Genomic DNA, 19,617 nt, shown 5'->3' with positions numbered 1-19,617 from the left:
CGCGAGCAGGCTCGCTCCCACAGTGGATCTTCAATGGACGCCAATTCAGCGGTCACCCCCGATTCCCTGTGGGAGCGAGCCTGCTCGCGAAAGCGGCGTGTCAGCCAATACATATTCCGAACTGATCAATTAACCCCCAGCCACACCCGTCCGATTTCCAACTACGCTAAACCCGCTACCTGAACTCTCCACCGACAATCACGTCTCATGCAGGCAATTACACCCCAACGCACGTTACCGGGCGTCTTCGCTCGCTACGTTTTCAGACTCCCTGTAAACTGCGCGGGTTTTTAGCCCCCCATTCCACCGGAGCCGTCCATGTCCCGCGTTACCCTGAGTCGCTATTTGATTGAGCAGACCCGCAGCAATAACACTCCTGCCGATCTGCGTTTCCTGATCGAAGTGGTCGCGCGTGCTTGCAAAGAAATCAGCCACGCCGTGTCCAAAGGCGCCCTGGGTGGTGTTCTGGGCAGCATGGGCACTGAAAACGTCCAAGGCGAAGTGCAGAAGAAACTCGACGTGATCTCCAACGAGATCCTGCTCGAAGCCAACGAATGGGGCGGTCACCTGGCCGGCATGGCGTCCGAAGAAATGGACAATGCCTACCAGATCCCGGGCAAATACCCGAAAGGCGCGTACCTGCTGGTATTCGACCCACTGGACGGTTCGTCGAACATCGACATCAACGCCCCGGTCGGTACCATCTTCTCGGTACTGCGTTGCCCGAACGAATACCTGAGCCAGAACGAGCCGCTGAACGAGAAAGCGTTCCTGCAGCCAGGCACTCAGCAAGTTGCCGCCGGTTACGCGATCTACGGCCCGCAGACCATGCTGGTACTGACCCTGGGCGACGGCGTCAAAGGCTTCACCCTCGACCGCGAAATGGGCAGCTTCGTGCTGACCCACGAAGACATCACCATTCCTGAGTCGACCCAGGAATTCGCCATCAACATGTCCAACCAGCGTCACTGGGAAGCCCCGGTACAACGCTACGTGGGCGAGCTGCTGGCCGGTGAAGAAGGTCCGCTGAAAAAGAACTACAACATGCGTTGGGTTGCGGCGATGGTTGCCGACGTACACCGCATCCTGACCCGTGGCGGTCTGTTCATGTACCCGCGCGACAGCCGTGAGCCATCCAAGCCAGGCAAACTGCGTCTGATGTACGAAGCCAACCCGATGTCGTTCCTGGTGGAACAAGCGGGCGGCGCGTCCACCGACGGTCACCAGCGCATCCTCGACATTCAGCCTGAAGGCCTGCACCAGCGTGTAGCGGTGTTCCTCGGCTCGAAAGAAGAAGTCGCACGCGCTACGGCCTACCACAAGGAATAAACCATGACCGCGCCTTGGCAGCCGTTGCTCGATTGGTGGTTCGGACAAGCCGAATCCCCCGACGAGATATCGGCTGACAAGGGCAAGTTGTGGTTCGGTAAGCGAGACAGCCAAGACCTCGAAGCGCGTGAGCGTTTCGGGGTCTTTGTCGATCAGGCCCTGGCCGGCGAATTGACCGAGTGGACGCAACGTCCCGAAGGTTGGCTGGCGCTGGTGCTACTGCTCGATCAACTGCCGCGAATGATCTTTCGCGACACTCCCAAAGCATTTTCCGGCGATCTGCGCGCGCAGAAGCTCGTCGCGCAAGGCATTGCGGCGGATTTTGATCGGCAGTTAAAACCCATTCAGCGAGTGTTCATTTATCTGGTGTTCGAACACTGTGAGAATCTTGCGGTGCAGAACGAGGCGGTCTCCAGGTTTATCGAACTGGTGGCTGAACAGCCGGAAGCGCAGCGGGCGGTGTTTGCCGACAATCTGGATTATGCCGAACGGCATCAAAAGGTGATTGCGCGGTTTGGCCGGTTTCCGCATCGCAATGCGGTGTTGGGGCGGGAGTCTACGGCTGAAGAGTTGGTGTTTCTTTCTGAGCCTGGGTCGCGGTTTTAAAGGCTTGCCCTCACCCTAGCCCTCTCCCGGGGGGAGAGGGGACTGACCGAGGTGGATGTTGTAGGTACATCGACTTGAGAGACCTGAGTCGAACTCAGGTTTTGAAAGGCTTGAAGATCTGCTCCCTTTCCCCCTCGCCCCCCTGGGGGAGAGGGCTGGGGTGAGGGGGTAAAGCCCTTGATCTTCAGATCCTGAAACTACCCACCAACTGCTTCAACCGCGCCGCCTGCTGCTCCAGATCCGAGCACGCCCGCAACGTCGCCTGCAAGTTCTCCACACCTTCCTGATTCAGCGTGTTGATCTCGTTGATATCGACATTGATCGACTCGACCACAGCGGTCTGCTCTTCAGTCGCGGTGGCCACCGACTGGTTCATCCCGTCGATCTCGCCGATACGCTGAGTCACGCTGCCCAGACGTTCGCCAGCCTGATTGGCGATGCCGACGCTGCTTTCGCTCTCGCGTTGGCTCTCGGTCATGATGCTGACCGCCTGACGCGCGCCGACCTGTAGCTCTTCGATCATCTTCTGCACTTGTTGTGCCGAATCCTGGGTGCGATGCGCGAGGTTACGCACTTCATCCGCCACCACCGCGAAACCACGCCCGGCTTCACCGGCCCGCGCCGCTTCGATTGCGGCGTTGAGCGCGAGCAGGTTGGTCTGCTGGGAAATGCTGGTGATCACTTCGAGAATCTGGCCGATGTTCACCGTGTTGCTGTTCAGGGTTTCGATGTTGCCGCACGAGTCGCTGATCTTCGCCGACAGCTGCTGCATGGCGTGGATGGTTTTATCGACAACCTGCTGACCGTCGACCGCGAGGCTGCGGGCATCGCTAGAGTGCTGCGAGGCGAGGGCGGCGTTCTGGGCGATTTCCTGCGCGGCGGCGCCCAGTTGGTTGATCGCGGCGGCGACGCTGTTGGTGCGACTGGCTTGCTGGTCGGAGTTGTACATCGACGAGTTCGATGCCGCGACCACGCGCAGAGCGACTTCGTTGACCTGGCCGGTGGCCGAGGACACTTCGCGGATCGAGGTGTGGATACGTTCGACGAAGCGGTTGAACGAAGTGCCTAGTGCGCCGAACTCGTCGTTGCCATGGATCACCAGACGCTTGGTCAAGTCGCCTTCACCTTCCGCGATGTCGTGCATCGCGCGGCCCATGGTCAGCAGCGGTTGCATCAACACGCGGATGAGCATGCCGAGCAGGGCGATGATGATGACCACGGCAATGACCATGGCGATCAGCGCCGAGGTGCGGAACTCGCTGAGCATCGAGAACGCGGTGTCTTTGTCCAGCACCAGCGCCACGTACCAGTCGGCCGATGGCACGCCGTTGACGTGGGTGAAGGAGATCAGTTGGGTTTTGCCGTCGAACTCGACCTCTTTCAGGCCCGGGCTGACTTTCGGCGCACCATTCGGGTAGGCCTCGGCGAGGGTCTTGAGCACCAGTTTGCTGTCCGGGTGGATCAGGATCTTGCCGTCGGCACTGACGATGAACGCGTGGCCGTGGCCGCCGAAGTTCAGCGAGTTGATGATCGCGCTGACGCTGGTCAGGTCGATGTCGGCACCGGCGACACCGAGCATCTGCCCCTGGCGCTGCACGGGTGTAGCTACGGTGATCACCAGTTTGCCCGAGGACGCGGCGATGTACGGCTCGGTGACGATGGTTTGCTGTGCACTGTTGGCCGCTTTGTACCAGCCGCGTGCGCGTGGGTCGTAGTCCGGGGCGCGGTTGCCGGCCGGTACCGAGAACATCACGCCGTCAGCACCACCGAAGTAGCTGAGCTGGAAATTGCCGGTGTAGGCGGGCAGGTCGATGATGCGTTTCAGGCTGGCGGGAGCGTTACCGTCGACGGCGACTTGCTGCGACAACGATTGCAGCAATTGGATGCGGCTTTCCAGCCAGGTCTGGATATTGCTGGTGGTCAGGCTGCCCAGTTCCTGCATCGAGGCTTCGGTGCTGCTGCTCAGGGCTTCGCGCTGCCGATAGTCGTTGAAGAAAATGAAACAGGCGAACGCAACGGCCACCACGAGGGCGGCAGCCAACAAGATCTTGTGGCTGAATTTCATGTTTCTGGTCATCGAATGAGCTACCGCGAAGGGGCTGGTCAAGAAAGGGCGGCAATTTGCCACACTTGGGGGCTTTGCGCTGCTTTTATGTCGACTGCGTCGCGCCAAAGATTAGGCGTCTTTGGCGAAATGCGACGAAATGCTCAATAGCGTTACAAAGTGGCTGATTTATCGGCAAATGCCAGACGAGCGGGCTAATAAATAGCCGTCCAGCCACGGAACCAGATGAGGGTTTTCTCTTCTAAGCTTCTGGTTGGCACCATGCCATCCCCCCTCGTTCCAGGAGTTACACCATGTCGCTGCGATCTATCGCCCTTCTGACGTTTTGCGTGCTGCTGGCCGCATGCAGCAAGGTCAATCAGGAAAACTATTCGAAGCTCTCGGCCGGTATGGCCAAGGCCGAAGTCGAGACTCTGCTCGGCAAGCCCACCGATTGCTCGGGCGCGCTCGGCATGTCCAGTTGCACCTGGGGCGACAAGAACAGCTTTATCAGCGTGCAATACGCCGGTGACAAAGTGCTGATGTTTTCCGGCCAAGGCCTGAAGTAAACCGGGGCTTCGCGCCCACGGAGAAGAAAAATGAAGCGGTTATTGCTGATCCTTTTTGCCGGCCTGGTACTGGCCGGCTGCGCCACTTCCGGCGTCGACCCGTTGGCGCCGAAAACCGTCAACAGCGTCAATCTCAAGCGTTATCAGGGCACCTGGTATGAACTGGCGCGCTTGCCGATGTACTTCCAGCGCCATTGCGCGCAATCCGAAGCCCATTACACCCTCAAGCCTGACGGTAATGTCGCGGTGCTCAATCGCTGCCTGACTCCGGATTGGCAGTGGGAAGAGGCCAAGGGCACGGCCTATCCACAGGTGCCGGGCAAGACTGACAAGCTTTGGGTGGAATTCGACACCTGGTTCTCGCGCCTGATCCCGGGCGTGGCGAAAGGCGAATATTGGGTGCTGTACGTCAGCGATGATTACAAGACCGCCATCGTCGGCGACCCGAGTCGCAAGTACATGTGGCTGCTGTCGCGCACACCAACCGTCAACGGTGTGGTGCGTGAAGAGCTGCTGAGCAAGGCGCGTCAGCAGGGGTATGACACTACGCGACTGATCTGGCGCGCGTCGGATCGGCAGATGGCCAAGACTTCTAATTAATCACCCATCCTGATCGCTCCCACGCTCCGCGTGGGAGTGTCTCAATGGACGCTCTGCGTCCGCTTTTGGGACGCAGAGCGTCCCGGGCTGCATTCCCACGCAGAGCATGGGAACGATCAGGTGTCAGCCCAGAAGTTCGCGCAGGACTTGGGTGAAGGCGCGAGCGCTGTCCTCTTCCCCGGCATGCCGCCCTTCACGCACCACCCACTGACCATTGACCAGCACATCGCGCACCTGCCGATCGCCGCCGGCAAACAACCAGCGATTCAAAATCCCGTCACCGCTCGCCGTCGCTAGATACGGATCGCTGCCATCGAGCACAATCCAGTCCGCGCGCTTGCCCACTTCCAACGCACCAATCGGCTGCCCCAACGCTTGCGCGCCGCCATCCAGCGCCGCGTCATACAGCGTGCGCCCGACCATCGGCTGATCTGCGCCATACAAACGGTTACGTCGCTGATCGCGCAGACGCTGGCCGTATTCCAGCCAACGCAGTTCCTCCACCACACTGAGCGACACATGGCTGTCGGAACCGATGCCCATGCGCCCGCCCTGAGCGAGGAAGTCCACCGCCGGGAAAATCCCGTCGCCCAGATTCGCTTCAGTGGTCAGGCACAGCCCGGCAATGGCGCGACTCTTGGCCATCAGCGTGACTTCTTCCGGGTTGGCGTGAGTGGCGTGAACCAGACACCAGCGCTGATCGACCTCGGTATTTTCGTACAGCCATTGCAGCGGACGCCGACCGCTCCAGCTCAGGCAGTCGTCGACTTCTTTTTGCTGTTCGGCGATGTGAATGTGAATCGGGCATTGCTTGTCGCTGGCCGCCAATACTTCGCTGATCTGCTGCGGGGTCACCGCGCGCAACGAGTGGAAGCACAGGCCCAGCGACTGCGCCTTTTGCTGCGCCAGTAACGGCTGCAAACGCGATTGCAGATTCAGGTAATTTTCGCTGCTGTTGATAAAGCGGCGCTGGCCGTCATTCGGCGTCTGGCCGCCAAAGCCAGAGTGGCTGTAGAGCACTGGCAGCAGGGTCAGGCCGATACCGCTTTCACTCGCGGCCTGGCTGATGCGCAGCGCCAGCTCCGCCGGATCCGCATAAGGTTGACCATTACTGTCGTGGTGCACGTAGTGAAATTCAGCGACGGAGGTGTAACCGGCCTTGAGCATTTCGATGTACAGCTGCCGGGCAATCACGCCGAGCTGATCCGGGCTGATTTTTCCGACGAGCCGATACATCAGATCGCGCCAGGTCCAGAAACTGTCGTTGGGGTTGCCGGCCACTTCGGCCAGACCCGCCATCGCCCGCTGGAAGGCGTGGGAATGCAAATTAGGCATGCCCGGCAGCAACGGACCGCTCAGCCGTTCGGCGCCATCTGCGGTGGAATCGGCCTGGATTTGGGTCAACAGGCCATCGGCACTGACCTCAAGACGTACATTGTTGGCCCATCCGTTAGGCAGCAGCGCGCGTTCGGCAAAGAAGGCGGACATGGTTCAGCACCCCATCGTGTGTTATTTGTATATACATATACAGACGTTTGCCTGCTCGGTAAACTCCGGCAAGCTAGCCACTTTCATCCAAAGAACAGGGATCCACCGTGCCGACTCCGCCTCCAGTCTCCCCGTTGGCCGCGAACATGGGCGACAGTCCGGCGCCCTTGTACGCCCGCGTCAAACAGATGATCACCCAGCAGATCGACAGCGGAAACTGGCCGCCGCACTACCGCGTGCCGTCCGAGAGCGAGCTGGTCAATCAACTCGGCTTCAGCCGCATGACCATCAACCGCGCCTTGCGTGAGATGACCGCCGACGGTCTGTTGGTACGCATGCAAGGCGTCGGCACCTTCGTCGCTGAACCGAAGAGCCAGTCCGCGCTGTTCGAAGTGCACAACATCGCCGACGAAATCGCTTCCCGTGGTCATCGCCACACCTGTCAGGTCATCACCCTTGAAGAAGAGGCCGCCGGTTCCGAGCGCGCGCTGGCGCTGGACATGCGTGAAGGGCAGAAGGTCTTCCACTCGCTGATCGTGCATTACGAAAACGATATTCCGGTGCAAATCGAAGACCGTTTTGTCAACGCGCTGGTGGCTCCGGAATACCTCAAGCAGGACTTCACCCTGCAAACGCCTTACGCCTATCTGAACCAAGTGGCGCCGCTGACCGAAGGCGAGCATGTGGTCGAAGCGATTCTGGCCGAGCCGTCCGAATGCAAGTTGCTGCAGATTGAAAAGGGCGAGCCGTGCCTGCTGATTCGTCGCCGCACGTGGTCGGGGCGTCAGCCGGTAACGGCGGCGCGATTGATTCATCCAGGTTCTCGTCATCGTTTGGAAGGTCGGTTCCATAAATGAGTGCACTTAAGGTTTTACGCGCCGAAGGCTACCCGCGCATGCCGTGGAAAAACGGCGGCGGCAGCACTGAGGAAATCACTCGTGATGCCGGTGCAGGGCTGGATGGTTTCGGCTGGCGCCTGTCGATTGCCGACATCGCCGAGTCGGGCGGTTTTTCGACTTTCGCCGGTTACCAGCGGGTGATCACAGTGTTGCAAGGTGACGGCATGACCTTGTGCGTTGATGGCGACGATACGCGGCCGCTGTTACCGCTCGACCCTTTCGCCTTCAGCGGGGAAAGCCAGGTGTCTTGCACTTTGCTCGGTGGCGCGATTCGCGACTTCAACCTGATTTACGCGCCACAGCGTTACAGCGCACGGTTGCAGTGGCTGGACGGTGAACAGCGGTTCTTCAGCTCGGCGGGGACGGTGTTGGTGTTCAGTGTCAGTGAGCTGTTGGAAGTGGCGGTTGGCGACAGCACATCGCAGTTGGGGCGACATGATTGTCTGCAACTGGACGGTAACAGTGGGCTGGCCGAAGTCTCCACAAACGCCGCTTGCTGCGTGATCGAACTGATAGCTCGCTAGTTAATCCTCTTTCCTGATCGTTCCCACGCTCTGCGTGGGCATGCATCTCGTGACGCTCTGCGTCACAAGCGAACGCGGAGCGTTCGTGGCGGCGTTACCACGCAGAGCGTGGGAACGATCCGGCATCCTGTTTCCCTTCACGCACCAACTTGTTACCGAACGCCCCAGCGTGGCGCAAAATCACGCTCTCGTAACAATCCCTCAACTCCCCAAAATACTCCCGCAAAAAATTTCATCCACGCCAGAACCCTCGATTCAGGCGCCCTCCAGCCCTGTCCGCAATTTTTCTTGAACGACTCTCCAATAAGTTGGCCGCTTGATTGCATATGCTTGTATGTACAAGTAAAGACGTATGCGTATGAGTCGCTCGAGACTCTCCGCAGCGTCCACTGATTCGCTTGTCGCGCATCGAAGCGCACAGGCTGCTTGCCCACTGCCAGGGTTGGTTTGAATTGATCGCTGAGGAGTCTTTTTCGTGACTGACAATAAGCCTACAAAGTTTCGCAACGTTGAGATCCGCGCTGCCCGCGGCAACAAGCTGACCGCCAAGAGCTGGCTGACCGAAGCGCCGCTGCGCATGCTGATGAACAACCTCGACCCGGAGGTCGCCGAGAACCCGAAAGAGCTGGTGGTTTACGGTGGTATCGGTCGCGCCGCGCGTAACTGGGAGTGCTACGACAAGATCGTTGAGAGCCTGACCAACCTGAATGACGACGAGACCCTGCTGGTGCAATCCGGCAAGCCGGTCGGCGTGTTCAAGACTCACAGCAATGCCCCGCGTGTACTGATCGCCAACTCCAACCTCGTCCCACACTGGGCGAGCTGGGAACACTTCAACGAACTCGACGCCAAAGGCCTGGCCATGTACGGCCAGATGACCGCCGGCAGCTGGATCTACATCGGCAGCCAAGGCATCGTTCAAGGCACCTACGAAACCTTCGTTGAGGCCGGTCGCCAGCACTACAACGACAACCTCACCGGTAAGTGGGTCCTGACCGCCGGCCTCGGTGGCATGGGCGGCGCACAACCTCTGGCGGCAACTTTGGCCGGCGCATGCTCGCTGAACATCGAATGCCAGCAGGTCAGCATCGATTTCCGTCTGAAAAGCCGTTACGTCGACGAGCAAGCCAAAGACCTCGACGACGCCCTGGCGCGCATCGATAAATACACCAAGGAAGGCAAAGCGATCTCCATCGCCCTGCTGGGTAATGCCGCAGAAATTCTGCCGGAACTGGTCAAGCGTGGTGTGCGCCCGGACATGGTCACCGACCAGACCAGCGCCCACGACCCGCTCAACGGCTACCTGCCGGCGGGCTGGACCTGGGACGAGTACCGCGCCCGCGCCAAGACCGAACCGGCTGCTGTAATCAAAGCCGCCAAACAGTCGATGGCCGTGCACGTCAAAGCCATGCTGGAATTCCAGAAGCAAGGCATCCCGACCTTCGACTACGGCAACAACATCCGTCAGATGGCGCAGGAAGAAGGCGTCGAAAACGCGTTCGATTTTCCGGGCTTCGTACCGGCTTACATCCGTCCGCTGTTCTGCCGTGGCATCGGCCCGTTCCGTTGGGCGGCGCTGTCGGGCGATCCGCAAGACATCTACAAAACCGACGCCAAGGTCAAACAGCTGATCCCGGACGACGCCCACCTGCACAACTGGCTGGACATGGCCCGTGAGCGCATCAGCTTCCAGGGTCTGCCGGCACGTATCTGCTGGGTCGGCCTGGGCCTGCGCGCCAAGCTCGGTCTGGCGTTCAACGAAATGGTCCGCAGCGGTGAGCTGTCGGCGCCGATCGTGATCGGTCGCGACCACCTCGACTCCGGCTCGGTGGCCAGCCCGAACCGTGAAACCGAATCGATGCAGGACGGTTCCGACGCCGTGTCCGACTGGCCGCTGCTCAACGCTCTGTTGAACACCGCGAGCGGCGCGACTTGGGTTTCCCTGCACCACGGCGGCGGCGTCGGCATGGGCTTCTCGCAGCACTCGGGCATGGTGATTGTTTGCGACGGTACGGACGAAGCGGCCGAGCGCATTGCGCGCGTGCTGCACAACGACCCGGCCACCGGCGTTATGCGTCATGCCGATGCCGGTTACCAGATCGCCATCGACTGCGCCAAGGAACAGGGGCTGAACCTGCCGATGATTACCGGTAAATAACCGCAAAACCCCTGTAGGAGTGAGCCTGCTCGCGATGAGGCCGGCACAATCAGCAAATGTGCTGACTGACACACCGCCATCGCGAGCAGGCTCACTCCTACAAAAGCAAAAGCCAAAAAAGAACAAAACCCGGAACAATCCACAGAGGTTGAATCATGGCTGTCAACACCGATCGTGCAGGCAACAAACCGTTGATCGAAAGGCGTTCGATCGACTACATCCCGGAAGCGGAAAGACACGGTCGTCTGTTTAGCCAGTTCACCCTGTGGATGGGCGCCAACCTGCAGATCACCGCGATTGTCACCGGGGCCTTGGCCGTGGTGCTCGGCGGTGATGTGTTCTGGTCGTTGATCGGTCTGTTGATCGGTCAATTGCTCGGCGGTGGCGTGATGGCGCTGCACGCGGCGCAAGGGCCGAAGCTTGGCTTGCCGCAGATGATCTCCAGCCGTGTGCAGTTTGGCGTTTACGGTGCGGCGATCCCGATCGTGCTGGTGTGCCTGATGTACCTGGGCTTCACCGCGACGGGCACCGTGCTTTCCGGTCAGGCGCTGGGTCAGTTGTTTAACGTCAGCGACAGCGTCGGCATCCTGATTTTCGCCAGCGTCATTGTGTTGGTCACGGTGCTCGGTTATCGGGTGATCCACTGGATCGGCCGTGTCGCCAGCGTGATTGGCGTGATCGCTTTCGTGTTCCTGTTCTGGCGTCTGATGAGCCAGACCGACGTCGGTGCACTTCTGCAAATCCGTCATTTCAGCTGGAGCAGTTTCCTCCTCGCGGTGTCGCTCGCGGCCTCCTGGCAGATCGCTTTCGGCCCTTACGTGGCTGACTATTCCCGTTACCTGCCGAGCAACACCTCGGCGGTGAAAACCTTCTTCGCCGCCGGTGCCGGTTCGGTGGTCGGTGCGCAAGTGGCGATGATCCTCGGCGTCTTTGCTGCGGCTTCGGCCAACGGCCAGTTCGCCGGTCACGAAGTTGCCTACATCGTCGGCCTGGGCGGCACCGGTGCCACCGCTGCGCTGCTGTACTTCAGCATCGCGTTCGGCAAGGTGACCATCTCGACGCTTAACTCCTACGGCAGCTTCATGTGCATCGCGACCATCATCAGTGGTTTCAAGGGGCACCTGACCGTTACGCGCATGCAGCGTCTGGTGTTTGTGCTGGTGATCGTTGGCGCAGCCACCCTGATCGCGTTGCTCGGTCAGCACTCGTTCCTCGGGGCGTTCAAGTCTTTCATCCTGTTCCTGCTCGCCTTCTTCACCCCGTGGAGCGCGATCAACCTGGTGGATTACTACTGCATCACCCGCGAGCGTTATGACGTGCCGGCACTGGCCGATCCGAACGGTCGCTACGGTCGCTGGAACCTGCTCGGCATCAGCGTTTATGTGTTCGGTGTGCTGGTGCAGCTGCCGTTCATCTCCACCAAGTTCTACACCGGCCCGTTGGTGGCCGCCCTCGGTGATGTGGACATTTCCTGGATCATCGGCCTGGTGTTGCCAGCTGCCGTCTACTACGTGTGCGCAAAAAAATGGCACAGCGCGGTACCCGATCAACTGATTCTGCCGGTCGAGCAGAACAGCGTTGTACAACCTAAAACAAGCGGGGCCGGTCGCGCTGCGGCGCAGGCCTGATTTGGACGTGGACAGGGCTGGATGCCTCTTGACTGCCGTAAGCCAATTCATGATTAGGAGCGTCACAACAATGAAATCGAACAAGACCCTGCTGACCACATTGCTGTCCATGGGCCTGTTGGCCAGTGCCGGTGCGACGCAAGCCGCCGGCTGGTGCGAATCGGGCAAACCGGTGAAATTCGCCGGTCTGAACTGGGAAAGCGGCATGCTGCTGACCGACGTCCTGCAAGTGGTGCTGGAAAAAGGTTACGACTGCAAGACCGACAGCCTGCCGGGCAACTCCATCACCATGGAAAACGCCCTGAGCAGCAACGATATTCAAGTGTTCGCCGAAGAGTGGGTCGGCCGCAGCGAGGTCTGGAACAAGGCCGAGAAGGCCGGCAAGGTTGTCGGTGTCGGCGCACCTGTCGTTGGCGCGGTGGAAGGCTGGTACGTGCCGCGTTACGTGATCGAGGGCGATGCCAAGCGCAAGCTCGAACCCAAAGCCCCTGACCTGAAAAACATCGCTGATCTGGGCAAGTACGCCGCCGTGTTCAAGGACGCCGAAGAGCCGTCCAAGGGCCGTTTCTACAACTGCCCGGCCGGCTGGACCTGCGAACTCGACAACAGCGAAATGCTGAAAAGCTACGGCCTCGAAAGCAGCTACACCAACTTCCGTCCGGGCACTGGCCCGGCGCTGGATGCGGCAGTGCTGTCGAGCTACAAGCGTGGCGAGCCGATCCTGTTTTACTACTGGTCGCCAACCCCGCTGATGGGCCAGGTGGATCTGGTCAAACTCGAAGAAAAACCGGGCGTAGACAAGACCGTGAGCATCAAGGTCGGCCTGTCGAAAACCTTCCACGACGAAGCCCCGGAACTGGTCGCCGTGCTGGAAAAGGTCAATCTGCCGATCGACCTGCTGAACCAAAACCTGGGCCGCATGGCCAAGGAACGTATCGAGTCGCCAAAACTGGCGAAAATCTTCCTCAAGGAACATCCTGAGGTCTGGCATGCGTGGGTCAGTGAAGACGCTGCCAGGAAAATCGACGCGGCGCTGTAGGTCGATACCTCCCGGTCAACCGTGAGGCTGGCCGGGAGATATGCCGTAAACGCTTGATTGAGATTTCTGATTGAGAGCCGCTTATGTTTCCCGAAAGCTTTACCTTTTCCATCGCCGACTGGGTCAACGGTTGGGTCGATTCGCTGGTCACCAACTACGGTGATGTGTTCCGCCACATCTCTGACACGCTGCTGTGGGCCATCGTCAACCTCGAAGGCCTGCTGCGTGCGGCGCCGTGGTGGTTGATGCTGGCCATCGTCGGTGTGGTTGCCTGGCACGCCACGCGTAAAGTCGTAACCACAGCAGTCATCGTCGGTCTGCTGTTCCTCGTCGGTGCTGTTGGCCTGTGGGACAAGCTCATGCAGACCCTGGCGCTGATGATGGTCGCGACGATCATCTCGGTGCTGATCGGCATTCCGCTGGGGATTCTCTCGGCGCGCAGCAATCGCCTGCGCTCGGTGCTGATGCCGCTGCTCGACATCATGCAAACCATGCCAAGTTTCGTGTACCTGATTCCGGTGCTTATGCTGTTCGGCCTGGGCAAGGTGCCGGCGATTTTCGCCACAGTGATCTACGCCGCGCCACCGCTGATTCGCCTGACCGATCTGGGTATTCGCCAGGTCGACGGCGAAGTCATGGAAGCGATCAACGCGTTCGGCGCCAACCGCTGGCAGCAACTGTTCGGCGTGCAATTGCCGCTGGCCCTGCCAAGCATCATGGCCGGGATCAACCAGACCACCATGATGGCCCTGTCGATGGTGGTGATCGCCTCGATGATCGGCGCCCGCGGTCTGGGTGAAGATGTGCTGGTGGGGATTCAGACCCTCAACGTCGGACGTGGCCTCGAGGCTGGTCTGGCGATCGTGATTCTCGCAGTGGTCATCGACCGCATTACTCAGGCGTACGGTCGGCCACGGCATGAGGTGAGCAAATGAGCAACGCAACCGTGAGCAAGATCGAAGTCAAAAACGTCTTCAAGATTTTCGGCAACCGCGCCAAGGATGCGCTGGCCATGGTCGGTCAGGGCAAGACCAAGGATCAGGTGCTGAGCGAGACCGGTTGTGTGGTCGGCGTTAATGACCTGTCGCTGAGCATCGGCACTGGCGAGATCTTCGTGATCATGGGCCTGTCCGGCTCCGGCAAATCGACGCTGGTGCGCCACTTCAATCGGCTGATCGACCCGACCAGCGGCGCGATCCTCGTCGATGGCGTCGACATCCTGCAATACGACATGGATGCCCTGCGCGAATTTCGCCGGCACAAGATCAGCATGGTGTTCCAGAGCTTCGGCCTGCTGCCGCACAAGAGCGTGCTCGACAATGTCGCCTACGGCTTGAAAGTGCGTGGCGAGAGCAAGCAAATGTGCGCGGAACGCGCGCTGCACTGGATCAACACCGTGGGCCTCAAAGGCTACGAAAACAAATACCCGCACCAGCTCTCCGGCGGCATGCGTCAGCGTGTTGGCTTGGCCCGCGCCTTGGCGGCGGACACCGACATCATCCTGATGGACGAAGCGTTCAGTGCGCTGGACCCGCTGATCCGCGCCGAGATGCAGGATCAGTTGCTGGAGCTGCAAAAGACGTTGCACAAGACCATCGTCTTCATCACTCACGACCTCGACGAGGCGGTGCGTATTGGTAATCGCATTGCGATTCTCAAGGATGGGAAGTTGATTCAGGTTGGTACGCCGAGAGAGATTCTGCATTCGCCGGCGGATGAGTACGTTGACCGGTTTGTGCAGCGGCGGGCGGCGGTGGTCTGACGCTCGTTCCCACGCTCTGCGTGGGAATGCATCCCGTGACGCTCCGCGTCACCCTGCACAGAGCAGAAATCGGGACGCGGAGCGTCCCAGGCGGCATTCCCACGCAGAGCGTGGGAACGATCTAGTTCAAGAGGTTTTAGATGTCCCAGGCTGAAAAAATCGTTATCACCGGCGCCCCCCTGCGTTGGCAGGACGTGGTCGCCGTCGCTCGTCACGGTGCTCAACTTGAGCTGTCCAGCGACACCTGGGCGCGCATCGAAAACGCCCAAGGCATCGTCCAGCGCATCGTCGAAAGCGGCGAACGCGCTTATGGCGTCAACACCGGCCTGGGCGGTTTGTCCAACGTCTCGCTGCAAGACGAACAGCTCAGCCAGCTCTCGCGCAACACCTTGCTCAGCCACGCCTGCGGCGTCGGCCCGGTGCTCGCCGATGAGCAGGCCCGCGCGATCATCTGCGCGGCGATTCACAACTACAGCCACGGCAAATCCGGCATTCATCGCCGGGTCGTCGAAGCGCTGCTGGCACTGCTCAATCGCGGCATCACCCCGCAGGTTCCGTCGCAAGGCTCGGTCGGTTACCTGACGCACATGGCGCACATCGGTATCACGCTGCTCGGCGTCGGCAATGTCAGCTATCGCGGCCAGATCACTTCGGCGCAACAGGCGCTGGCCGAAGAAGGCCTGCAACCGGTGCAACTGGGTGCGAAGGACGGTTTGTGCCTGGTCAACGGCACGCCGTGCATGACCGGCCTCAGCTGTCTGGCGATTGCCGACGCAACGCGATTGGTGCAATGGGCCGATGTGATCGGCGCGATGAGTTTCGAAGCGCAGCGCGGTCAGATCGACGCGTTCGATGCCGAGATCATCGCGCTGAAACCGCACCCGGGCATGCAGCAGGTCGGCATCAATCTGCGCGCCTTGCTCGATGGCAGTGAAGTGATCGCGTCGAGCAAAGGCATTCGTACTCAGGATGCGCTGAGCATCCGCTCGATCCCGCAGGTGCACGGCGCTGCGCGGGATCAACTGGAACATGCGATCAAACAGGTCGAAGCCGAACTCAACGGCTGCACCGATAACCCGCTGTTGCTCGGCACACCGGACAACTTCCGGGTGATGTCGCAAGCCAACCCGCACGGGCAATCGGTGGCGATGGCGGCGGACCTGCTGGCGATTGCCATGGCCGAAATCGGCTCGATTGCCGAGCGTCGCCTCGATCGTCTGGTCAACCCGCATGTCAGTGGTTTGCCGGCGTTTCTGGTGGCCAATCCGGGGGTGAACTCCGGGATGATGATCGTCCAATACGTCGCCGCATCGCTGTGTGCGGAAAACCGCCAATTGGCGCAACCGGCGGTGCTCGACAACTACATCACCTCGGGCCTGCAGGAAGATCACTTGAGCATGGGCACCAACGCCGCGCTGAAGCTGCATCGCGCGCTGGAAAACTGCACGCAGATCCTCGCCATCGAATATCTGCTGGCGGCGCAGGCGTTTGAATTCCTCAAGGAACAGCACTTTGGTGCGGGCACTGACCGCGCGTGGCGACTGCTGCGCGAAACGGTTCCTGCCTACGACCAGGATCGCTGGCTGGCGCCGGATATCGCCGCCGCCGCGAACGTTTTGAAAAACCCGAATTCGCTGCACAACGTATTACCGAATCTGCACTGACAATACCCATACCAGCGTGCCAAGGCGCGGATCGCTCAGAAGGCGAGAGGCGACGGATAACGGAATGCTCCGGAGCGACTGGTAGTTAATAACAAACTCTCAAAAGGAGCATTTTAATGACTGCGCTGAACCTGATTCCCGGCCAACTGAGCCTGGCCCAACTGCGTGACGTCTACCAGAACCCGGTCAAGCTGACGCTCGACAACAGCGCCTCGGCGCAGATCGAAGCCAGCGTCGCCTGCGTCGAGCAGATCCTCGCCGAGAATCGCACCGCTTACGGCATCAACACCGGTTTCGGCCTGCTGGCCTCGACCCGCATCGCCAGCGAAGACCTGGAAAATCTCCAGCGCTCGCTGGTGTTGTCCCACGCCGCCGGTGTTGGCCAGCCGATCAGCGATGAACTGGTGCGGCTGATCATGGTGCTCAAGGTCAACAGCCTCAGCCGTGGTTTCTCCGGTATTCGCCGTGTGGTGATCGATGCGCTGATCGCGCTGATCAATGCCGAGGTTTATCCGCACATTCCGCTGAAGGGTTCGGTCGGCGCTTCGGGTGATCTGGCACCGCTGGCGCATATGTCGCTGGTGCTGCTGGGCGAGGGCAAGGCGCGTTACAAGGGCGAGTGGATGGAAGCTACTGAAGCGCTGAAAGTTGCTGGCCTGACCCCGCTGACTCTGGCCGCGAAAGAAGGTCTGGCGCTGCTCAACGGTACTCAGGTTTCCACGGCGTTCGCGCTGCGTGGTCTGTTTGAAGGTGAAGACTTGTTCGCGGGCGCACTGGCGCTGGGCGGTCTGACCGTTGAAGCGGTATTGGGCTCGCGCTCGCCGTTCGATGCACGCATTCACGCGGCTCGAGGCCAAAAAGGTCAGATCGACGCTGCCGCTGCATACCGTGATCTGCTCGGTGAGCGCAGCGAAGTCTCTGACTCGCACCAGAACTGCGAGAAGGTTCAGGATCCGTATTCGCTGCGTTGCCAGCCGCAAGTCATGGGCGCTTGCCTGACCCAGTTCCGTCAGGCCGCTGAAGTGTTGGCCGTTGAAGCCAACGCCGTTTCCGACAACCCGTTGGTCTTCGCCGCTGAAGGTGACGTGATTTCCGGCGGTAACTTCCACGCCGAACCGGTGGCCATGGCCGCTGACAACATGGCGCTGGCCATCGCTGAAATCGGCTCGCTGAGCGAGCGCCGCATCTCGCTGATGATGGACAAGCACATGTCGCAACTGCCGCCGTTCCTCGTCGCCAATGGTGGGGTGAACTCCGGCTTCATGATTGCCCAGGTGACTGCGGCTGCACTGGCCAGCGAGAACAAGGCGTTGTCGCATCCGCATTCGGTGGACAGTCTGCCGACTTCGGCCAACCAGGAAGACCACGTATCGATGGCCCCGGCGGCCGGCAAACGTCTGTGGGAAATGGCCGAAAACACTCGCGGCATTCTCGCGGTGGAATGGCTGGCGGCGGTGCAGGGCCTGGATCTGCGCAACGGTCTGAAGACCTCGGCGAAGCTGGAACAGGCCCGGGCGATTCTGCGTAAGGAAGTGCCGTTTTATGAGAAGGACCGGTTTTTTGCTCCGGACATCAATGCGGCGACTGAACTGTTGGCTTCGCGGTGTTTGACTGAGCTGGTTTCGGCGGAGCTTTTGCCTAGTCTGTAAGTGGGTATTCAGGGGGAAGCTTTGTTGTTAGTGAAATCGATCCCCCTCACCCCAGCCCTCTCCCCCAGGGGGGAGAGGGGGAAGGGAGCCGATCTTCATGGTTTTCAAGGCCTGAGTTCGGCTCGAGATTTTCCGGTCGCTGTACCTCGACATAACAACCCGGTCAGTCCTTCTTCTAGAGCAGATCCTCGTGGTTTTCAGAGCCTGAGTTTGGCTCAAGATTTTCAGGTCGATGTACCTCGACAGAACAACGGTCAGTCCTTTTTCGTCCCTGTGAGAGAGGGAAAAGGAAGTCGATCTCGGTGAGTTTCAAGACCTGAGTTCGGCTCAAGACTTTCAGGTCGGCGTACCTCGACAGAACAACCCGGTCAGTCCCCTCTCCCTCCGGGAGAGGGCTAGGGTGAGGGGCTTTTCAGGGCCGCCCACCAAACCAGCCCCAACGGAGGCCAACAGTGAAAACCCTCTGGCAACACTGCCACGTCGCAACCATGGCGCAGGGCGTCTACTCGATCATCGAAGATGCGGCCATCGTGACGTCCGGTGCGCTCATTGAGTGGATCGGCCCGCGCCATCAACTGCCATCCGGCGAATACCCGGCGGTCAACGACCTGCAAGGCGCATGGGTCACCCCCGGCCTGATCGACTGCCACACCCACACGGTGTTCGGCGGCAACCGCAGCGGCGAGTTCGAAAAGCGCCTGCAAGGTGTCAGCTACGCCGAGATCGCGGCGTCCGGCGGCGGCATCGCCAGCACCGTGCGTGCGACTCGCGAAGCCACTGAAGACGAACTGTTCGCCAGTGCCGCCAAACGCCTGAAAAGCCTGATGCGCGACGGCGTGACCACGGTCGAAATGAAATCCGGCTACGGTCTTGATCTGGCCAACGAGCGCAAGATCCTCCGCGTCATCCGTCGCTTGGAAAGAGAGCTGCCGATCAGCGTGCGCAGCACCTGCCTGGCGGCCCACGCGTTGCCGCCCGAATACAAAGATCGCGCCGACGACTACATCAATCTGATCTGCACCGAAATGCTGCCTGCGTTGGCTGCTGAAGGTCTGGTCGACGCCGTAGATGCCTTCTGCGAATACCTGGCGTTCTCACCAGAGCAAGTCGAGCGCGTGTTCATCGCCGCACAAAAACTCGGTCTGCCAGTGAAACTGCATGCCGAACAACTGTCGTCGCTGCATGGCTCCAGTCTTGCCGCGCGTTACAAGGCGCTGTCCGCCGATCACCTGGAGTTCATGGACGAAGCCGACGCCATCGCCATGGCCGAAGCCGACACCGTCGCGGTGCTGCTGCCGGGCGCGTTCTATTTCCTGCGTGAAACCCAGTTGCCACCGATGGACGCCCTGCGCAAACACAAAGTGAAAATCGCCATTGCCAGTGACCTCAACCCCGGCACCTCGCCGGCGCTGTCATTGCGGCTGATGTTGAACATGGCCTGCACCTGTTTCCGCATGACCCCGGAAGAAGCCTTGGCCGGCGCGACGATTCACGCTGCGCAAGCGCTGGGAATGGCCGACACCCACGGATCGCTGGAAGTCGGCAAGGTCGCGGATTTCGTTGCCTGGCACATTGATCGTCCGGCGGATCTGGCCTATTGGCTCGGCGGTGATCTGGACAAACGCGTCGTGCGTCACGGCGTCGAATCAAGTCTGTAG

At 60.3% G+C, this 19,617-nt stretch carries 16 protein-coding genes and 1 pseudogene; 14 read left to right on the top strand and 3 right to left on the bottom strand.

Annotation, left to right across the window (positions count from 1 at the left end):
* Positions 1–318: 318 nt before the first annotated feature.
* Positions 319–1,329, top strand: a complete 1,011-nt coding sequence (locus tag ACOYXJ_RS07570; protein WP_007909265.1) for a class 1 fructose-bisphosphatase — start codon at positions 319–321, stop codon at positions 1,327–1,329.
* A gap of 3 nt (positions 1,330–1,332) precedes the next feature.
* On the top strand, positions 1,333–1,935 hold the full coding sequence (locus ACOYXJ_RS07565; RefSeq protein WP_016985752.1) for a DUF924 family protein: 603 nt from the start codon (positions 1,333–1,335) through the stop codon (positions 1,933–1,935).
* Between the two features lie 184 nt (positions 1,936–2,119).
* Here the strand turns inward: ACOYXJ_RS07565 and ACOYXJ_RS07560 are convergent, their stop codons facing one another.
* Together ACOYXJ_RS07560 and ACOYXJ_RS07555 are read right to left on the bottom strand one after the other, a co-directional pair.
* Entirely contained in the window at positions 2,120–2,884 is a 765-nt protein-coding gene (locus ACOYXJ_RS07560) for a methyl-accepting chemotaxis protein (protein ID WP_371260421.1), read from the bottom strand.
* Positions 2,885–3,025: 141 nt separating this feature from the next.
* Positions 3,026–3,877, bottom strand: a pseudogene (locus ACOYXJ_RS07555) (cache domain-containing protein); the annotation flags it as partial.
* Between the two features lie 416 nt (positions 3,878–4,293).
* Here ACOYXJ_RS07555 and ACOYXJ_RS07550 point away from each other — a divergent pair.
* Together ACOYXJ_RS07550 and ACOYXJ_RS07545 are read left to right on the top strand one after the other, a co-directional pair.
* Entirely contained in the window at positions 4,294–4,548 is a 255-nt protein-coding gene (locus tag ACOYXJ_RS07550) for a hypothetical protein (RefSeq protein WP_003220802.1), read from the top strand.
* A 30-nt stretch (positions 4,549–4,578) separates the two neighbouring features.
* The gene (locus tag ACOYXJ_RS07545; RefSeq protein ID WP_122609145.1) at positions 4,579–5,148 is read left to right on the top strand and encodes a lipocalin family protein; all 570 of its coding nucleotides are present in this window, start codon (positions 4,579–4,581) and stop codon (positions 5,146–5,148) included.
* Between the two features lie 123 nt (positions 5,149–5,271).
* On the opposite strand, the gene ACOYXJ_RS07540 is transcribed toward ACOYXJ_RS07545, so the two are convergent.
* Positions 5,272–6,636 (bottom strand): formimidoylglutamate deiminase, encoded by a 1,365-nt coding sequence (locus ACOYXJ_RS07540; protein WP_460368734.1) that lies wholly within the window; start codon positions 6,634–6,636, stop codon positions 5,272–5,274.
* 146 nt (positions 6,637–6,782) lie between these two features.
* Here ACOYXJ_RS07540 and hutC point away from each other — a divergent pair, with 146 nt between their 5' ends.
* The 10 genes from hutC to hutI all read left to right on the top strand — a co-directional run bounded on the left by hutC (position 6,783) and on the right by hutI (position 19,617).
* Positions 6,783–7,493 (top strand): histidine utilization repressor, encoded by a 711-nt coding sequence (gene hutC / locus ACOYXJ_RS07535; protein WP_163013658.1) that lies wholly within the window; start codon positions 6,783–6,785, stop codon positions 7,491–7,493.
* The gene (locus ACOYXJ_RS07530) at positions 7,490–8,059 is read left to right on the top strand and encodes a HutD/Ves family protein (RefSeq protein WP_150794151.1); all 570 of its coding nucleotides are present in this window, start codon (positions 7,490–7,492) and stop codon (positions 8,057–8,059) included. The genes hutC and ACOYXJ_RS07530 overlap by 4 nt, the downstream gene beginning before the upstream one ends.
* A gap of 475 nt (positions 8,060–8,534) precedes the next feature.
* The gene (gene hutU / locus ACOYXJ_RS07525) at positions 8,535–10,217 is read left to right on the top strand and encodes a urocanate hydratase (protein WP_150794150.1); all 1,683 of its coding nucleotides are present in this window, start codon (positions 8,535–8,537) and stop codon (positions 10,215–10,217) included.
* 155 nt (positions 10,218–10,372) lie between these two features.
* Positions 10,373–11,845, top strand: a complete 1,473-nt coding sequence (locus tag ACOYXJ_RS07520; protein ID WP_401046785.1) for a purine-cytosine permease family protein — start codon at positions 10,373–10,375, stop codon at positions 11,843–11,845.
* Between the two features lie 70 nt (positions 11,846–11,915).
* On the top strand, positions 11,916–12,884 hold the full coding sequence (locus ACOYXJ_RS07515; RefSeq protein WP_095120748.1) for an ABC transporter substrate-binding protein: 969 nt from the start codon (positions 11,916–11,918) through the stop codon (positions 12,882–12,884).
* Between the two features lie 83 nt (positions 12,885–12,967).
* Positions 12,968–13,819 (top strand): ABC transporter permease, encoded by an 852-nt coding sequence (locus ACOYXJ_RS07510; protein ID WP_007949591.1) that lies wholly within the window; start codon positions 12,968–12,970, stop codon positions 13,817–13,819.
* Positions 13,816–14,646, top strand: a complete 831-nt coding sequence (locus tag ACOYXJ_RS07505) for a quaternary amine ABC transporter ATP-binding protein (protein WP_008080602.1) — start codon at positions 13,816–13,818, stop codon at positions 14,644–14,646. The genes ACOYXJ_RS07510 and ACOYXJ_RS07505 overlap by 4 nt, the downstream gene beginning before the upstream one ends.
* Before the next feature lie 140 nt (positions 14,647–14,786).
* A complete protein-coding gene (gene hutH, locus ACOYXJ_RS07500; RefSeq protein ID WP_460368730.1) occupies positions 14,787–16,310 on the top strand; it encodes a histidine ammonia-lyase in 1,524 nt (507 codons plus the stop codon).
* Between the two features lie 116 nt (positions 16,311–16,426).
* Positions 16,427–17,959: a histidine ammonia-lyase gene (hutH, locus tag ACOYXJ_RS07495; RefSeq protein ID WP_455806385.1), complete on the top strand. Its 1,533-nt coding sequence runs from the start codon at positions 16,427–16,429 to the stop codon at positions 17,957–17,959.
* 452 nt (positions 17,960–18,411) lie between these two features.
* Positions 18,412–19,617, top strand: coding sequence for an imidazolonepropionase (gene hutI / locus ACOYXJ_RS07490; protein WP_460368727.1), 1,206 nt, complete (start codon positions 18,412–18,414; stop codon positions 19,615–19,617).

This window comes from Pseudomonas sp. Tul2A7 (assembly GCF_054790505.1).
The sequence above is the reverse complement of the archived record's forward strand: the minus strand, read 5'-3'. Positions and strand labels throughout refer to the sequence as shown.